The sequence below is a fragment of the Rhizobium sp. B230/85 genome (genome assembly GCF_019355735.1).
GTDB lineage: Bacteria > Pseudomonadota > Alphaproteobacteria > Rhizobiales > Rhizobiaceae > Rhizobium > Rhizobium rhododendri.
This window is the reverse complement of the sequence record NZ_CP072156.1, coordinates 3,318,613-3,333,927: the sequence shown is the minus strand read 5'-3', so window position 1 is coordinate 3,333,927 and position 15,315 is coordinate 3,318,613. Positions and strand designations below refer to the sequence as shown.

14 protein-coding genes are annotated in these 15,315 nt (G+C 60.3%); 9 read left to right on the top strand and 5 right to left on the bottom strand.

Annotation, left to right across the window (positions count from 1 at the left end; genetic code table 11):
- Window positions 1-52: 52 nt before the first annotated feature.
- Together J5289_RS16060 and J5289_RS16055 are read right to left on the bottom strand one after the other, a co-directional pair.
- Entirely contained in the window at window positions 53-1,990 is a 1,938-nt protein-coding gene (locus J5289_RS16060) for a DUF882 domain-containing protein (protein ID WP_209206469.1), read from the bottom strand.
- A 175-nt stretch (window positions 1,991-2,165) separates the two neighbouring features.
- Complete coding sequence (locus J5289_RS16055; RefSeq protein ID WP_209184868.1) at window positions 2,166-3,746, bottom strand: sigma-54 dependent transcriptional regulator; 1,581 nt, start codon at window positions 3,744-3,746, stop codon at window positions 2,166-2,168.
- Window positions 3,747-3,961: 215 nt separating this feature from the next.
- On the opposite strand from J5289_RS16055, the gene J5289_RS16050 reads away from it, so the two are divergent.
- The 3 genes from J5289_RS16050 to J5289_RS16040 are packed head-to-tail and all read left to right on the top strand — an operon-like array spanning window position 3,962 to window position 7,641.
- The gene (locus J5289_RS16050) at window positions 3,962-5,818 is read left to right on the top strand and encodes a M3 family oligoendopeptidase (protein WP_209184867.1); all 1,857 of its coding nucleotides are present in this window, start codon (window positions 3,962-3,964) and stop codon (window positions 5,816-5,818) included.
- Window positions 5,819-5,857: 39 nt separating this feature from the next.
- Entirely contained in the window at window positions 5,858-7,015 is a 1,158-nt protein-coding gene (locus tag J5289_RS16045) for an aminodeoxychorismate synthase component I (RefSeq protein ID WP_209184866.1), read from the top strand.
- Window positions 6,964-7,641 (top strand): aminotransferase class IV family protein, encoded by a 678-nt coding sequence (locus tag J5289_RS16040; RefSeq protein ID WP_209187568.1) that lies wholly within the window; start codon window positions 6,964-6,966, stop codon window positions 7,639-7,641. The genes J5289_RS16045 and J5289_RS16040 overlap by 52 nt, the downstream gene beginning before the upstream one ends.
- Here J5289_RS16040 and J5289_RS16035 read toward each other — a convergent pair whose 3' ends face one another.
- Window positions 7,642-8,547: a sensor domain-containing diguanylate cyclase gene (locus tag J5289_RS16035; RefSeq protein WP_209184864.1), complete on the bottom strand. Its 906-nt coding sequence runs from the start codon at window positions 8,545-8,547 to the stop codon at window positions 7,642-7,644.
- Window positions 8,548-8,673: 126 nt separating this feature from the next.
- Here J5289_RS16035 and J5289_RS16030 point away from each other — a divergent pair, with 126 nt between their 5' ends.
- Entirely contained in the window at window positions 8,674-8,958 is a 285-nt protein-coding gene (locus tag J5289_RS16030; RefSeq protein ID WP_209184863.1) for a YciI family protein, read from the top strand.
- 292 nt (window positions 8,959-9,250) lie between these two features.
- Here the strand turns inward: J5289_RS16030 and J5289_RS16025 are convergent, their stop codons facing one another.
- Complete coding sequence (locus J5289_RS16025) at window positions 9,251-9,535, bottom strand: CopG family ribbon-helix-helix protein (protein ID WP_209184862.1); 285 nt, start codon at window positions 9,533-9,535, stop codon at window positions 9,251-9,253.
- Window positions 9,536-9,744: 209 nt separating this feature from the next.
- On the opposite strand from J5289_RS16025, the gene J5289_RS16020 reads away from it, so the two are divergent.
- From J5289_RS16020 to J5289_RS16000, 5 genes are all read left to right on the top strand, one after another.
- Window positions 9,745-10,116 carry a DUF4440 domain-containing protein gene (locus tag J5289_RS16020; protein ID WP_209184861.1) on the top strand — a complete coding sequence of 124 codons (372 nt, stop codon included), beginning with the start codon at window positions 9,745-9,747 and terminating at the stop codon, window positions 10,114-10,116.
- A 133-nt stretch (window positions 10,117-10,249) separates the two neighbouring features.
- Window positions 10,250-11,701 carry a homospermidine synthase gene (locus J5289_RS16015; protein ID WP_209184860.1) on the top strand — a complete coding sequence of 484 codons (1,452 nt, stop codon included), beginning with the start codon at window positions 10,250-10,252 and terminating at the stop codon, window positions 11,699-11,701.
- A gap of 173 nt (window positions 11,702-11,874) precedes the next feature.
- Complete coding sequence (gene omp10 / locus J5289_RS16010) at window positions 11,875-12,249, top strand: outer membrane lipoprotein Omp10 (protein ID WP_209184859.1); 375 nt, start codon at window positions 11,875-11,877, stop codon at window positions 12,247-12,249.
- Window positions 12,250-12,418: 169 nt separating this feature from the next.
- Window positions 12,419-12,865: a DUF2231 domain-containing protein gene (locus J5289_RS16005; protein ID WP_209184858.1), complete on the top strand. Its 447-nt coding sequence runs from the start codon at window positions 12,419-12,421 to the stop codon at window positions 12,863-12,865.
- Window positions 12,866-12,930: 65 nt separating this feature from the next.
- A complete protein-coding gene (locus tag J5289_RS16000; RefSeq protein WP_247750645.1) occupies window positions 12,931-14,205 on the top strand; it encodes a sorbosone dehydrogenase family protein in 1,275 nt (424 codons plus the stop codon).
- 100 nt (window positions 14,206-14,305) lie between these two features.
- Here J5289_RS16000 and J5289_RS15995 read toward each other — a convergent pair whose 3' ends face one another.
- Window positions 14,306-15,274, bottom strand: a complete 969-nt coding sequence (locus J5289_RS15995; RefSeq protein ID WP_209206471.1) for a threonine/serine dehydratase — start codon at window positions 15,272-15,274, stop codon at window positions 14,306-14,308.
- Between the last annotated feature and the right edge of the window lie 41 nt (window positions 15,275-15,315).

Genomic DNA, 15,315 nt, shown 5'->3' with positions numbered 1-15,315 from the left:
AGAAAACCCGCCGGAGCGATCCGGCGGGTTTCTTTATGAGCTTGGGTATTGGCTATTGCAGCGTGTCGAACTTCTTGACCGGCAGGAAGTTGACAGCGGAGCCGTTGAAGCGTTCGGGGTCGATGGCTGCGGTCTGCTGCTTGAAACCTTCGGTGTAGACGGTTGTTGGCTGGGCGCGCAGCTGCTGGCTGACGAAACGCGGAGCTTTTACCGGGCGGCTCGCGGTTTCGAGCCGTGCGTTGCTCAGAGCCCAATGCTCGACCATCTTCTCGGTGAGCTTCGGTTCGGTGCGAAGGGTGGCGCGGCCTGCCGTTGCGACAACGGCGTCCTTCTTGCTGGGGCGTCCGCCTTTTGTCGGGATACCTGCGGCGATATTGCTGTCATCGGCGGTCGGCGCATCGAAGGCATCGTAGAAGCGGACATTATTGGCCGACGGGGCGATCTTCGTCTGTGGAGCCAGTGCCGCCATCTGCATCGGTACCGACGTCGTCGGGCGCTGCTGGGCCGGCCGCTGTGTCGGAACCACCTGCGGTGTCACCGAGGCGATTGCCTGGGCTGCCGGCGGCATCGGCGTTGCTGCGAGCGCATTCAACACTTCCTCGTCCTTGCGATGCTGCTCGAGCGCGGCAACGACCGAAGGCGAAAGCGCATTTTCATCCGCATTGTCTTCCTCGGCATCGGTATCCGATTGCGCCGAAGCCAGAAGGTTTTCAGCCACGGCAGGACGCTCCACCGGAACCGGGACGGACGACAGCTGCGAGTCGGCCTGCGAATTAAGCGGATCGGCAGACGCCGTCTGCGTTTCGGCATCGCCCGGTGCGCGTCTCTGGCCAAGCAGCGATGGCACGGGCACGCTGAACGAGCTCAGGTCCGTATACTGTGGCAGGGAGGAGGAGCCGTTTGCCGGCAGGGCTACGGAGAGCGCATCCTGGGCGGCACTATGGTTTGGCGAGACCAGCGCAGAAGCGACGTCGCTGCCGCCGGCAAGGTTACCGAACGAAGGCCGGACGGCCGGGATCGGTGCATTGAGGCTCGCCACGGCGGTCCGAGGTGCTTCTTCGTCATCCGTTGGCTGGACGACTGCCGGTGCCTGCTGGCGCGGCGTGGACGTTGTCGTCGCCACTGCCTTGGTCGGCGTGGATTCGGCATCGGAATTGTCTTCGGCCTCGTCAGCCCCACCGCCGCCAAACAGCGTCGCGAAGAAACCGCGATGCTTGGTGGGCGAAACGCTGGCAACCTGTATATCGTCTGAAGACATGCGGCGCTTGTAGTCGGCGACTGCCTGGTCGTAGCCCGGAAGCGGCTTGCCGTCGGCCGGGATGTGCATCGTCTTGCCGTTCGGGAACAGGCGGACAAGGTCCTGGCGATCCATGCGCGGCCAGGCGCGAACGCCGCCGACGTCCATGTGAACGAAAGGCGAGCCCGATGTCGGATAGTAGCCGACGCCGCCGGTCTGCAATTTCATGCCGAGTTCGCGCAGCTTGGCGAGCTTGACGTCGGGAATGTAGAAATCCATCGCGTTGCCGAGCATGTGCTGGCTCTTCTTCGCGACGCCGGTGTGGGCATTGCGGGTGCGCAGCATCTCGTTGGTATCGGGCGAGCGGAAGCCGCAGACAACGTTGATGAATTCATGGGAACCGCTCTCGCGATAAACTTCCCAGATCAGGTCGAAAAGCCGGGGGTTCATCTTTGTCGGCTGGTTCTTGCGCCAGTCGCGCAGGATGCGGTTGAGCTGTTCAAGACCACGCGGGTCGAACTTGCCATTGCGCTTGTAGGTGATGACTGCCTTTTCACCCGTATGGACATAATAGATCTTAAGGCTGCGCGTCTCGCCTTCCGCCTGTGAAGGTGAACCCACGAATACCGGCGTCGAAACTGCGATGGCGACCGCACCAATGGCAAGCGCCTTGGCCGTCTTCACGCAAATATCCGAACATACGGTGCGCCAGTTCAAGCCATTACGCTTGGAATTCCCATTCAGTTTCTGCAAGTCGATCCCCGTCCGACAGCAAATGCCGCATAACGTTCCAAATGTCTGTCAATTGCGGTCACACGATGGCAAAAATGCCACACATGTTCAACCACTTCTTACATAGTGAACGATCCACTAACAAGAGCTTTACGACCAGTAACGGAATATGCTTGCCCGAACGTTAAGAAAGCGATCAGGCAGCGTTTTTCTGCGGGTCGTCCGGATCTATACCGTAATCCTTCAATTTGCGGTAGAGGGTAGAGCGGCCAATGCCTAGTTTTCGGGCTACCTGGCTCATCTGGCCGCGGTAAAATTTCAGTGCAAAACGAATCAATTCCTCCTCTACGTCGGCCAGTTTCCGCACTTCGCCGGACGGGCCGGTGCTGGCGATCTGATTGTCGGGAACTGAAACATCGGCTGTTTCAGCCGGTTGGGGAGCCGGTGATTCGTTGGTGACGCTCTCGACGTGGTCCGATTCGCGCCCGCCCACGAGCGAAAGACCGCCTTCGCCCATGGCACGCCTGGAGATGCCGCCGGCAGCCATCTGTTCCGAGGTGAGGTAGCCCGGCAGTTGAGCGGCGATCTGCGGAAAATCCGCTTCGACCAGATCGGAGCCCTGCGCCAGGACGACGGCGCGGAAGATGGCGTTTTCGAGCTGGCGGATATTGCCGGGCCAGTCGTAGGCAGTCAGCAGCGCCATGGCGCCGGCGCTGATACCGAGCGTGTGGCCGATCTTCTGCTCGGCGGAAAAGCGCTCGACGAAGACGCGCACCAGATGCGGGATATCTTCCTTGCGCCGGCGCAGCGCCGGCATTGTGATCGGAAAGACGTTGAGGCGGTAATAGAGATCCTCGCGGAAACGCCCTGCCTTCACTTCCTCGATCAGGTCCTTGTTGGTGGCCGAGATCAGCCTGACATTGACCTTCTGCGTCGTGCGGGCGCCGATCGTCTCGATTTCGCCCTGCTGTACGGCGCGCAGCAGCTTCACCTGCACCTCGACCGGCAGGTCGCCGACTTCGTCGAGGAACAGCGTGCCGCCATCGGCTTCCATGAACTTGCCGACATGGCGCTCTGTGGCGCCGGTGAACGCACCCTTTTCGTGGCCGAAGAGAATGCTCTCGACGAGGTTGTGGGGTATGGCGCCACAGTTGACGGTGATGAAAGGCTTGTTGGCACGGTCGCTGGCCGATTGGATGGCACGTGCCACCAGTTCCTTGCCGACGCCGGATTCGCCCTCGAGCACCACGGGGATGTTCGAAAGCGCTGCCCGCTGGGCGAGGTCGGTGATGCGGATCATCGCCGGACTGGCGGAGATGATGTCGTCGAAGCTGATACTGCCGGAGCGCGTCTTGCGGCCGGCCCGCGCTTTGGCTTCGCGCTGGTCGAGCCTCAGGGCGCCGTGAATGGCGCTTGCGATGCGTTCGGGCGAAACCGGCTTGACGACGAAATCGAAAGCCCCGGCGCGCATTGCCTGCACCACCGTTTCAATGCCGCCCTGGCCCGTCTGGACTATGACCGGTATGTCGGTGCCCATCTCGTGAAGGGCGGCCAGAAATTCCAGCCCGCCCATTTCCGGCATCATCAGATCGAGCACGATGACATTGACGCGGCCACTGTTCTCTTTGAGGACCTGCAGCCCGAGCCGCCCGTTCTCGGCTAGCAGCGTCGCATAGCCATGCCGCTCGACAGCATTCTTCAGAAGCCGGCGCTGGACCGGATCATCCTCAACGATGAGAATTTGCGCGCCGACCTTGGCGTCATTATGTATGGTCATTGGTGCCTCACCTCATGCGAAACTTGAGGTGATTTTGGCAGACAGGATTGAACATCCAGTTCTGAGAAATAACGGCATTTTAATCAATGCACGATCAGCACAACTTTGGCCCGAGGCAGTGATTTCGCCGCGAAAATCGGCTTGCCGCCATCGTTAGGGCCAATTAGACACGACAGGTGACCGTGCCAGACCAGGAAAGCAGAGGATAACTGCCCATGAGCCGCCATTCGCTCCACGCCTTTCTTAACCTTTCGGGCGACATTGCCGTCAAAGCACCTGCAGATGCAGCGCTGGGCGATCTGCCCGTCTGGAAGCTCGCGGATCTCTATCCCTCGGCAACGTCTCCGGCGTTTCTCGCCGACATGGAAAAGGCTGCTTCAGCGTCGGTTGCGTTCGCGGAAAAGTGGAAGGGCAAGCTCGGCACTGCGGCGATGAGCACGGGCGATGCCGGTATCGGTGCGGCGCTGCGCGAATACGAGGCGCTTGACGACCTCATGGGCCGGATCGCCTCCTTCGCCGGCCTGACTTATTTCTCTGACACCAGTAATCCGGCCAACGGTAAGCTCTACGGTGATGTACAGGCGAAGATTACCGAAGCCAGTTCGCACCTGCTGTTCTTCGCGCTGGAGCTTAACAGGCTCGATGACGTGCTGATCGATGCCTGCATGCAGAACGATCCTGAAGCCGGCCACTATCGTCCTTGGCTGGTCGACCTGCGCCAGGACAAGCCGTACCAGCTCGAGGACAAGATCGAGCAACTGTTCCTCGAAAAGTCGATGACGTCGGCAGCCGCCTTCAATCGTCTGTTCGACGAGACCATGGCCGAGCTGCGCTTCGAGATCGACGGCGAGATGTTGCCGCTGGAGATGACGCTCAACCTGCTGCAGGATCCCGACACGGCAGTCCGCAAGAAAGCCGCCATGGCGCTGGCCGCCACCTTCAAGGCCAATCTGCGGGTCTTCACGCTGATTACAAACACGCTCGCCAAGGACAAGGACATTTCCGACCGCTGGCGTGGTTTCAAGGACATCGCCGACAGCCGGCATCTTGCCAACCGGGTCGAGCGCGAGGTCGTCGATGCGCTGGCCGCTGCGGTGCGCGATGCCTATCCGCGCCTGTCGCACCGCTATTACAAGATGAAGGCCAAATGGCTCGGCATGGAGCAGATGGACTTCTGGGACCGCAACGCGCCGTTGCCGGAAACCTCGAATGTGCTGATTCCCTGGGGCGACGCCAAGGAGACGGTGCTGTCGGCCTACAATGACTTTGCACCTGAGATGGCCGCAATCGCCCGCCGCTTCTTCGACGAGCAGTGGATCGATGCGCCGGTGCGGCCCGGCAAGGCGCCGGGCGCATTTGCCCATCCGACAGTGCCTTCCGCCCATCCGTATGTGCTGGTCAACTACCTCGGCAAGCCGCGCGACGTGATGACCCTTGCCCATGAGCTCGGCCACGGCGTGCATCAGGTACTGGCCGGCGGGCAGGGCGCATTGATGTGCCAGACGCCGCTGACGCTGGCCGAAACCGCTTCGGTCTTCGGCGAGATGCTGACCTTCCGGGCTCTTCTGGAAAAGACCACTGACAAGCGCGAGCGCAAGGCGATGCTCGCCCAGAAGGTCGAGGACATGATCAACACGGTCGTGCGCCAGATCGCCTTCTACGAATTCGAGCGCAAGCTGCACACGGCGCGCAAGGCCGGCGAGCTGACGTCGGAGGATATCGGGGCGCTCTGGCTATCCGTGCAGGAGGAAAGCCTCGGGCCGGCGATCCGCATCTCCGACGGCTACGAGACCTACTGGACGTATATTCCGCACTTCATCCATTCGCCCTTCTACGTCTATGCCTATGCCTTCGGCGATTGCCTGGTCAATTCGCTCTATGCCGTCTACCAGAAGGCAGAGCCAGGGTTCCAGGACAAGTATTTCGAGCTTCTGAAGGCCGGCGGCACAAAACATCATTCCGAACTTCTGAAGCCGTTCGGCCTCGATGCCACCGATCCGTCGTTCTGGGCGAGGGGGCTTTCGATGATCGAGGGGCTTATCGACGAACTCGAGGCACTGGACGAGTCATAAAACAACGAAGCGTAAACGCAGGACAGACACGCCGCACACATGGCCAGCACCGCATCAGTCCTTTTCCGAGACGATACTACCGGCCAGGTGATGCTGTTTGCCGAACCCCTGGATGTGATCGTTGCCCATACAGGTGCCGAGGTGCTGGCCGGTCTGGCGCGGATGCAGCGGGAGAAGGCGGCCGGTCGTTGGCTGGCCGGCTACATGGCCTATGAGGCGGGCTTCGTCGTCGAGGACAAGCTTGCGCCGCTGATCGCGGAGGGACGCCAGACGCCGCTGATGGTTTTCGGGGTGTTCGACGGACCGGCAGCTGCGGACCATCCGCTCTCGCAGCCGCAGCGTCGTCTTGAAAACGAAGCCTTTCTGACGGATCCGAAGGCCGCATGGGATTTTGCCGCCTATCAGAAGAGCTTCGACCAGCTTCACCGCCACATCCGGAACGGTGACTGCTATCAGGGCAATCTGACGATGCCGATCGAGGCGCGCTGGAATGGCGATCCGCGCGCCGCCTTCTGGTCGCTGATCGAACGACAGCCGGTCAAGTATGGAGCGCTTGTCGATCTCGCCGGCCCGGTCATCCTGTCGCGCTCGCCGGAACTGTTTTTCCGGGTCGACGCCGAGGGCTGGATCGAAACGCGTCCGATGAAGGGGACGGCGCCGCGCGGACCAACGCCAGACGAAGACGCAGCCATCGTCGAGGCGATGCGCCAGGACGGCAAGACCCAGGCCGAAAACCGGATGATCGTCGATCTCCTGCGCAACGATATTTCGCTGATCTCAGAGACAGGCAGCGTCGAGGTGCCGAGACTTTTCGATATCGAGAGCTATCCGACCGTCCATCAGATGGTCAGTTCCGTCCAGGCAAAGCTCCTTCCTGACCTGTCGATCCGGGATATCTTGGCCGCGCTTTTTCCGTGCGGTTCGGTCACCGGCGCGCCAAAAATGTGGGCGATGGAGATCCTCCATGGGCTGGAGGTCGGTCCGCGCGACGCCTATTGCGGTGCTATCGGGATGATTGCGCCCGATGGTGCCATGCGCTTTTCCGTAGCCATCCGGACGATCACGCTGTTCGACGATTTCAGGGCCGTCTTCAATGTCGGCGGCGGTATCGTCTTCGATTCGACTGCCGAGGCGGAGTACGCGGAATGCCTGCTGAAGGCGCGGTTTGCCGTGGGGGACGCGTGGATCGCCCGGTAGATGAGTTCTCGCTGATCGAAACCCTGCGCTACGAGCCGGGCCTCGGCTTCCTCAGGTTGAAGCTGCACCTGGCGCGGCTGCAGCGTTCTGCCCGACGCCTTGGTTTTGCGGCACCGGAGCAGGTGGAAGCGGCGCTTGACGCGGCCGTTTGCGACGCCCCCAGCCCGCAGCGTGTCCGCCTGACGATGAACCGTACCGGCAGTGTTACGGTCACCACGGCCGGTTTTGTGCCTTTGGCTGCCGATGTGACATGGCGGGTCCGCATCGCCGCCACACGTCTCGATTCCAGCAACAAGCTGCTTAGGGCGAAAACCACGCGACGCGGGGTCTATGACCGCGCCCGTGCCGAATTCAGCCCAGACGAGGCCGATGAAGTTCTGTTGCTCAACGAGAAGGGCGACGTTTGCGAAGGCACCATTACCTCGGTTTTCATCGAAGACGGCTCCGGCATGCTGCTGACGCCGCCGATTGCCTGCGGCCTACTGGCCGGCGTGTTGCGCAGCGAACTGATCTGCACGCGCAAAGCCCGGACCTCTCGGCTCACCCTCGCCGATGTCGACAGAGGCAAACTCTTCGTTGGCAATTCTTTGCGCGGGCTTATCCCTGCGGTGCTGGTGTCGGACTAGCTAGGCCACGCTTTTCAGCTGGTCGCGGCCGGCCCGCTTGGCGACGTAAAGTGCCGCATCTGCCCGTGAATAGATTTCGCGCGTCGTTTCACCGGCGCGAAGTTGCACAAGGCCCGCCGAGCAGGTGTAGGAAAAGGACGGATCGGAGACGATCGGTCGGGCCTGACGCGCGGTTTGCAAGACACGACCGATAATCGCCTCGCCTTCGGCAAGATCGGTATCGGGCATCAACAGCATGAATTCCTCGCCGCCGATGCGGCCAAAACTGTCGTGCCGTCGCACCAGCATGTGGACGCGGCGTGCGAAATCGATGAGGACGTCGTCGCCGGTCTGGTGGCCGAAACGGTCGTTGATGCATTTGAAGAAATCGAGATCGATGATGCAGGCGCAACTCATCATCGGCCGGGCGCCAGCCTGGCGGCGGACAAGTTCGTCGAGTGCCGCCATCATGAAGCGCCGGTTGGAAATGCTCGTCAGTTCGTCCGTTTGCGACGCACGCAAGGCGAAATCACGGTCCTGGCGGAGGTTGCGCTCGCTGGTTCTGATATGGGTGATATCGGAGGCGACGCAGAGCATCCAGCCATTTTCCTCGACAGTCTCGTTCATCCACAGCCAGCGACCGTCGACGAGATCCGTTTCGAAGCTGCGGAACGGGATCTTGCCGCGGCGCGACTGTGCCGAGACCAGCCATGATTCGAAATCGGGAGAGCGGATGACGGTACCGAGGCCGGCCAGCGTATTGCGGCGCATCAACTCCGACCAGAGCGGCGTTTCCTCCGCAGTCAGCGCGAATGCCGACCGAAAGGCATCGTTGGCAAAGCGTAGCCGATCGTCTTCGTCATAGACGGCAATCAGTGCCGCGCTCGTCGACAGAAGCGCAGCAAACCGTTCAGACATGAGGTCCATTCCGGTCTTCCTGTTTCCAATAGGATGCTGATATCATGTTGACGTCTAAAAAGAATGTGAACGGCCGGGGTTCTTAACCTATTCGATCTGTGTCACATCGCGGCATCGCAATCCCAGGGGTCGCCCATGTTCATTCTCTCGCTTACCTATCTGAAAAGCAACGAAGATGCCGATCTGTTCATGGAGCCACATATAGAGTGGGTAGCGGAAGGCTACAGTCGGGGGTGGTTTCTCGCGTCCGGCCGCAAGGTACCGCGCACCGGCGGCGTGATTTTTGCAAAGGGTGAGCGCGCCGATCTGGAAGCCTATGTCGCCGCCGACCCGTTTACGCTGCATGGCATCGCAAGCTACGAGATCACCGAGATAGCGTTGACGAGGACGGTGGAGGGGCTGGAGTTGTTGAGGGGATAAAGATCAGCCTCTCACATCGGTGCGAGGTGCCGATCGCCGTCCGTCGAAGATCTCCAGGATCTGCAGGTCCGTTCCAACTATCCGATAGATGATGGAATACGGCGACTGGTGCACAATCAACCTCCGAACATCTGCGACATGTGTGCCAAGTCCGAGGCGTGGCTTATCTTTGAGGAGGTTGGCCGCGTGCAGGATTTTGCCGCTATTTTATTTGCCGCCTGAGGATTGTGGTCGGCTATGAATGCGCGAATGGCCACCAGATCGGCAACCGCGGCCTCAGCCCAAATGATGTTCACTGCGCCGTCTTACGGCCGAGCGGCTTCGGTGCAGGAAGCTCTCCCGAGGTTCCCCAAGAGCCAAGCCAGGACGTTATTGCCTCGTGGGACACGAAGCCTCCACGATCTGCACGGCGAACGGCTTCGTCTACGGCAGAGATCTGCCATTCCTGTTGAGCCAGATAAAGCTCCAGGGCCTCAGCGGTAATGGATGTCGCGGAGCGATCTGTTGCCTTGGAAAGGCGATCCAGTCGCTGTTTCGTGTCATCCGAAAGATCCACGAATAGCTTATTGTCAGCCATGAAACGCTTTCCACACCTTCGATGTCCTAAGTCTAACAAAGCGTGGATCATCCGGCAACAAGTCGGGGCTTTTCTGGTCTCCCGCTTTCAGTGCGAAACGCTACGGTCGAAAATGTCGGCGGAATTGCCCTGCATATAGTCGTCCATGGCTCGCTTATGCATTTGTCGTACAAAGGTGGATGGGCTGGATTTGTTGAGGGGATAAAGCCATGGATGGATTGCTCGAATATCTTCGCCAGCTTGAGGAAAGGCTGTTCGATCCGGCTGTGCGTTCGTCGAGAGCGACGCTTGAGGAGCTTCTGTCGCCGGAATTCCGGGAGATTGGCAGTTCCGGGCGTATGTTCGGCTTCGACGACATCATTTCGGCCTTGCTGACGGAAGAGCCGGTGATGTCACGTGCCTTGCACAATCCGCGGCTAGTCATGCTGTCGGAGCATGTTGCGCTGGTGACTTACGGATCGATCCGGAAGACCATGGAGGGCCATGCGGTCCATTCCCTGCGCAGTTCGATCTGGCGGCAGGAAGAAGACGGGCGCTGGCTTATGGTTTTCCACCAGGGGACTTTGACGGATAGGCTATAGTTACGCTCGGCGAGGTGGTCATCCACCCTTTATTGTGACAGGATTTTGTGATTAGAGCCCTTCACCCATCGTCAAGCGTTTGCTGATGAATCGATAGACACCAAAGAGCCTCCGCTCTTTGAAGGAGAAAAGAATGAAGCAGGAAAACTACCCGGTATATGCCGAAATAACCGGCCCGATCGTGATGATCGGCTTTGGCTCCATCGGCCGCGGCACGCTGCCCCTGATCGAGCGCCATTTCAAATTCGACAAGAGCCGGATGGTTGTCATCGACCCGCGTGAAAACGAAGGCGACATGGCTATTCTTGCCGAGCATGGCATCCGCCATATCAAGGAATATGTCACCAAGGATAACTATAAGGAGCTGCTGAAGCCGCTTCTGACCGAAGGCGAAGGCCAGGGCTTCTGCGTCAACCTTTCTGTCGACACCGGCTCGCTCGATCTGATGAAGCTTTGCCGCAAGCTCGACGTTCTCTACATCGATACCGTCATCGAGCCATGGCTCGGTTTCTATTTCGACAAGACCATGAAGAACGCCGACCGCACCAACTATGCGCTGCGCGAAACCGTGCGCCATGAGAAGAAGAAGAACCCGGGCGGCACGACGGCCGTTTCCACCTGCGGCGCAAACCCGGGCATGGTCTCGTGGTTCGTCAAGCAGGGCCTCGTCAATCTTGCCCGCGATCTCGACATCAAATTCGACGAGCCGGACCAGCATGATCGCGAAGGCTGGGCCAAGCTGATGAAGAAGGTCGGCGTCAAGGGTATCCATATTGCCGAACGCGACACGCAGCTGACCAAGAACCCGAAGCCGCTCAACGTGTTCTGGAACACATGGTCGGTCGAAGGCTTCATTTCGGAAGGCCTGCAGCCTGCCGAACTCGGCTGGGGTACCCACGAAGAGTGGATGCCGAAGAATGCCAAGAAGCACAAGAAGGGTTGCCAGGCGGCGATCTATCTAGAGCAGCCCGGCGCCAACACACGCGTTCGTACCTGGTGCCCGACACCCGGTGCGCAATACGGCTTTCTCGTCACCCACAACGAGTCGATCTCGATCTCCGATTATTTCACGGTGACTGACAAGGACGGCGACGTCTCCTACCGTCCCACCTGCCACTACGCCTACCATCCTGCCAACGATGCCGTCCTGTCGCTGCATGAAATGTTCGGAAATGGTGGCAACGCCCAGCCGGTCATGCATGTTCTCGACGAGAACGAACTGGTCGAGGGTGTCGACGAACTCGGCGTGCTGCTTTATGGCCACGACAAGAACGCCTACTGGTTTGGTTCGCGCCTTTCGCTCGAAGAAACGCGCCGCATTGCGCCGTACCAGAACGCCACCGGCCTGCAGGTCACCTCGGCCGTTCTCGCCGGCATGGTCTGGGCTCTCGAGAACCCAAAAGCCGGTATCGTCGAGGCCGACGAGATCGATTACAAGCGCTGCCTCGAAGTGCAGATGCCTTATCTCGGTCCGGTCGAAGGCCATTATACGGACTGGACGCCGCTGACCGGTCGTCCCGGCCTGTTCCCGGAAGATATCGACACCAAGGACCCTTGGCAGTTCAAGAACGTTCTCGTTCGTTGATAAGACTGGCTGATTAGCACTTGGAATGCCCGCATCGTTGGTGCGGGCATTTTTGTTACGCCTCAAGGATAAATATGCGGATCGGCGGTCCGAGCCTTGCTTTCAGGGGGGTGCCGCTCCATCTTTTCGCAAAGTGTGCGGCAGATGCCGATTCTGAATTTCGGGGAAGAACCATGAAGATCAAAGCAAGCCTTGCCCTCCTTGTCTCGGCCTTGTCGCTCGCCTCCTGTATGGATCAGGGTCCGCGGCAGATGCCGATGCAGGTCGCGACCCGCCAGGCACCGCAAACGGTAGACGGCACCTGGGCCGATCCGAACGGCATCATCTCGACATTCCAGGGCGGCGGCTTCTCCACCCGCACCACCGACAGCAACCAGCTGCTCGCCTCCGGCACCTATGTCAACACTGCGCCCGGCCTTGTCGAGATCAACATGACGTCAATGCTTCGCAAGACGACTTCGAAGGTCAATTGCGCGCTGGTCAACTCGAACCAGCTGAACTGCACGTCCGACAGCGGCGCCCAGTTCTCGCTCGCGCGTCGCGGCTGAGGTTTTCTGGCAGACATTCAAAAGCTCCCTTCGCGGGAGCTTTTTTCGTTTCAGGGCCCGGCAAGTGCCCCACGCAGCGGCTATAGATAGCGGCTATAAAATGTCGGAACGAAAGGCTGGCTAACTGGTTTGCCAACGACGCAATTTGGCGGCATTGGAAGAAAACCCCATGACAAACCCCATTATCTATCCCGTAAGGATCGTTAAACCTCCACTATTTCCCATTCTGTGGCATTTCGCCGTTGCCTGTTTCATCGGCACGATGATTACCGACATCACCTATTGGCGAACTGCCGAAATGATGTGGGCCAATTTTTCGGCGTGGTTGCTGACGGCCGGCCTGATGGTCGGCGCGGTAGCAGCACTGGTCTGCCTCGTTGATTTCTTCGTTGGCCGCCTTGTCGGCGTCAACCGTCTCTCGGCCATCTATGTGCTCGGTAACGGTATCGCCCTGGTGCTCGCCATTTTCAATGCCCTGATCCATAGCCGCGATGCCTGGACCTCGGTTGTCCCGATGGGCCTGGTCCTCTCCGCAGCCACGCTGATCGTATTGATTCTCGGTGGTTTGCTCGGCCGCACGCCGGTCTATCGCCAAGACCTAGGAGTAGTCGAGTGATGCGCACAGTGATTTCCCCGAGAACCATCCGCCGCTCGCTCGCTGTCGCGCTCGCTTGCACCTCGATGTTCGCTCTTGCCGGCTGCGGTGGCAGCGATCCGGATCCGACGAGCGAAATCGGTGCAAATCCGACGCTACCGGAACAATCGCAATATCTGGTACCGCCAATGCATGTCGCCCCCGTGGTCGGCTGGCAGAAGGACGAGACGCCGACCGTGCCCGAGGGCATGCAGATCAAGGCGCTGGCCTCCGGGCTTGTTCACCCTCGCTCGCTTTACGCGTTGCCGAACGGCGACGTTCTGGTGGTCGAATCCGTCGCGCCGCCTGCAGCCGCTATCACACGTCCCAAGGACCTGATCATGGGCTGGGTTCAATCTTTTGCGACCGGAAGCCCGCCACAGCAGGCAAGCAATCGCATCACGCTGCTGCGCGATGCCGATGGGGACGGGGTTGCCGAAGTTCACGACGTCTTTCTCGATCACCTGAATTCCCCGTTCGGAGTAACCCTTGTTGGCAACGATCTCTATGTTGCCAACACCGATGCGATCATGCGGTTTCCCTATACACCGGGCGCTACCAAGATAACCGAGCCGGGTGTCAAGCTTGTCGACCTGCCGGGCGGCCCTATCGACCATCACTGGACGAAGAGCCTGGTCGACAGCGATGACGGCAAGCTGTTGTATGTCGGCGTCGGGTCGAACAGCAACATCACCGAAAATGGTATCGGTGCCGAGAAGGACCGTGCTGCGATCTGGGAAGTCGACAGGGAAACGGGTCGCTCGCGGCTGTTTGCAACCGGCCTGCGCAACCCGAATGGGCTGAGCTTCGAGCCAAAGAGCCATGCGCTCTGGGCTGTCATCAACGAGCGCGATGAACTCGGCCCCAATCTGGTGCCGGATTACATGACGTCGGTGAAGGATGGCGCGTTCTACGGCTGGCCTTACAGCTATTACGGCCAGCACGTCGATCCGCGTGTCATGCCGCAGCGGCCTGATCTGGTCGAGAAGGCTGTCGTTCCGGACTATGCGCTCAGCTCGCACGTCGCGCCGCTCGGCATGGCGTTCTATACGGGCACAAACCTGCCGGCGGCCTATCAGGGCGGTGCGTTTGTCGGCGAGCACGGTAGCTGGAACCGCAAGACCTTCAACGGTTATAAGGTCGTCTTCGTCCCGTTTGCCGATGGTCGCCCGAATGGCAAGCCGCAGGATATCGTTACCGGCTTCATGGGTGCGGACAACAAGACCCGTGGCCGGCCAGTCGGCCTTGCCGTTGATAAAACCGGTGGCCTGCTGATTGCCGACGACGCCGGCAACACAGTCTGGCGCGTCTCCGCCAAGTAGGCGCGGCCGCACTACTTGTAAAACAAAGCCCGGCGCTGATGTCTCAGCGCCGGGCTTTTTCGTCTGAAGGCTCATCTGTTCCAGAGAGGTAGTCTCCCCGTTAGTGGCCGAGGGATTTCAGGAAGACGTCGTTGTCGACGTTGCCGCCTGAAGTGACGGCAATCACCGTGTCGCCGGCGAGTTCGTTGCCGTGGAAGAGGGCGGCGGCCAAGGCGACGGCGCCGCCGGGTTCGACCACCAGTTTCAGTCGGGTAAATGCCAGCGCCATGGCGGCAAGGGCTTCGGCGTCCGTCACGACGAGGCCGGTGCCACAGAGCCGCCGCATGATTGGGAAGGTAATCTCGCCCGGCTGCGGCGTGATGATGGCGTCGCAGATCGAGCCCGAAAGCGAGGAGTTGCGTTCGATCCGGCCAGACGCCAGCGACCGTGTTGCGTCGTCGAAGCCCTCTGGCTCGCAGGGACGCACCTTCATTTTCGGCGCTCGGGCTTCCAGCGCCAGTGCGATCCCCGACGTCAGACCGCCGCCGCCGCATGGCACCAGCACTTCGGCCGCGCCGATATCGTTTTCAAGCGCCTGCTCGGCGATCTCGAGCCCCGTCGTTGCCTGTCCGGCGATGACCATCGGTTCGTCATAGGGCCGGATCAGCGTCAGGCCGCGTTCCCTCGACAGCCGGGCGCCGATCTCGTCGCGATCTTCCGTGGCCCGGTCGTAGAGCACCACTTCTGCGCCGAAGGCGCGGGTATTGTCGATCTTCATCTTCGGTGCATTCGACGGCATGATGATGACCGAGGGAATACCATGCATGCGGGCCGCCAGGGCCACGCCCTGAGCATGGTTGCCGGAGGAAAAGGCGATGACGCCGCGCGCGCGAATGTCGGGCGACAGCGCCGAGATAGCCGACCAACCGCCACGGAATTTAAAGGAGCCGGTATGCTGCAGGCACTCAGCCTTGACGAACAGGCGCCGCCCGGCGATTTCGTCGAGAAAGGGCGAAGACAGCAGCGGCGTGCGCCGTACCTTGCCGGAAAGGCGCACCCGGGCTGCTTCGATCATTGCAATATCGACCAAGAAAAAGCTCCATCTCGAAAAGGTAGCGGCGTCCCTTGCAT

Coding starts and splice junctions, on each gene's coding strand:
- J5289_RS16055 (WP_209184868.1), bottom strand. CDS start 3,746: ATGACCATACATAATGACGCCAAGGTCGGCGCGCAAATTCTCATCGTT.
- J5289_RS16050 (WP_209184867.1), top strand. CDS start 3,962: ATGAGCCGCCATTCGCTCCACGCCTTTCTTAACCTTTCGGGCGACATT.
- J5289_RS16045 (WP_209184866.1), top strand. CDS start 5,858: ATGGCCAGCACCGCATCAGTCCTTTTCCGAGACGATACTACCGGCCAG.
- J5289_RS16040 (WP_209187568.1), top strand. CDS start 6,964: ATGCCTGCTGAAGGCGCGGTTTGCCGTGGGGGACGCGTGGATCGCCCG.
- J5289_RS16035 (WP_209184864.1), bottom strand. CDS start 8,547: ATGGACCTCATGTCTGAACGGTTTGCTGCGCTTCTGTCGACGAGCGCG.
- J5289_RS16030 (WP_209184863.1), top strand. CDS start 8,674: ATGTTCATTCTCTCGCTTACCTATCTGAAAAGCAACGAAGATGCCGAT.
- J5289_RS16025 (WP_209184862.1), bottom strand. CDS start 9,535: ATGGCTGACAATAAGCTATTCGTGGATCTTTCGGATGACACGAAACAG.
- J5289_RS16020 (WP_209184861.1), top strand. CDS start 9,745: ATGGATGGATTGCTCGAATATCTTCGCCAGCTTGAGGAAAGGCTGTTC.
- J5289_RS16015 (WP_209184860.1), top strand. CDS start 10,250: ATGAAGCAGGAAAACTACCCGGTATATGCCGAAATAACCGGCCCGATC.
- omp10 (WP_209184859.1), top strand. CDS start 11,875: ATGAAGATCAAAGCAAGCCTTGCCCTCCTTGTCTCGGCCTTGTCGCTC.
- J5289_RS16005 (WP_209184858.1), top strand. CDS start 12,419: ATGACAAACCCCATTATCTATCCCGTAAGGATCGTTAAACCTCCACTA.
- J5289_RS16000 (WP_247750645.1), top strand. CDS start 12,931: ATGTTCGCTCTTGCCGGCTGCGGTGGCAGCGATCCGGATCCGACGAGC.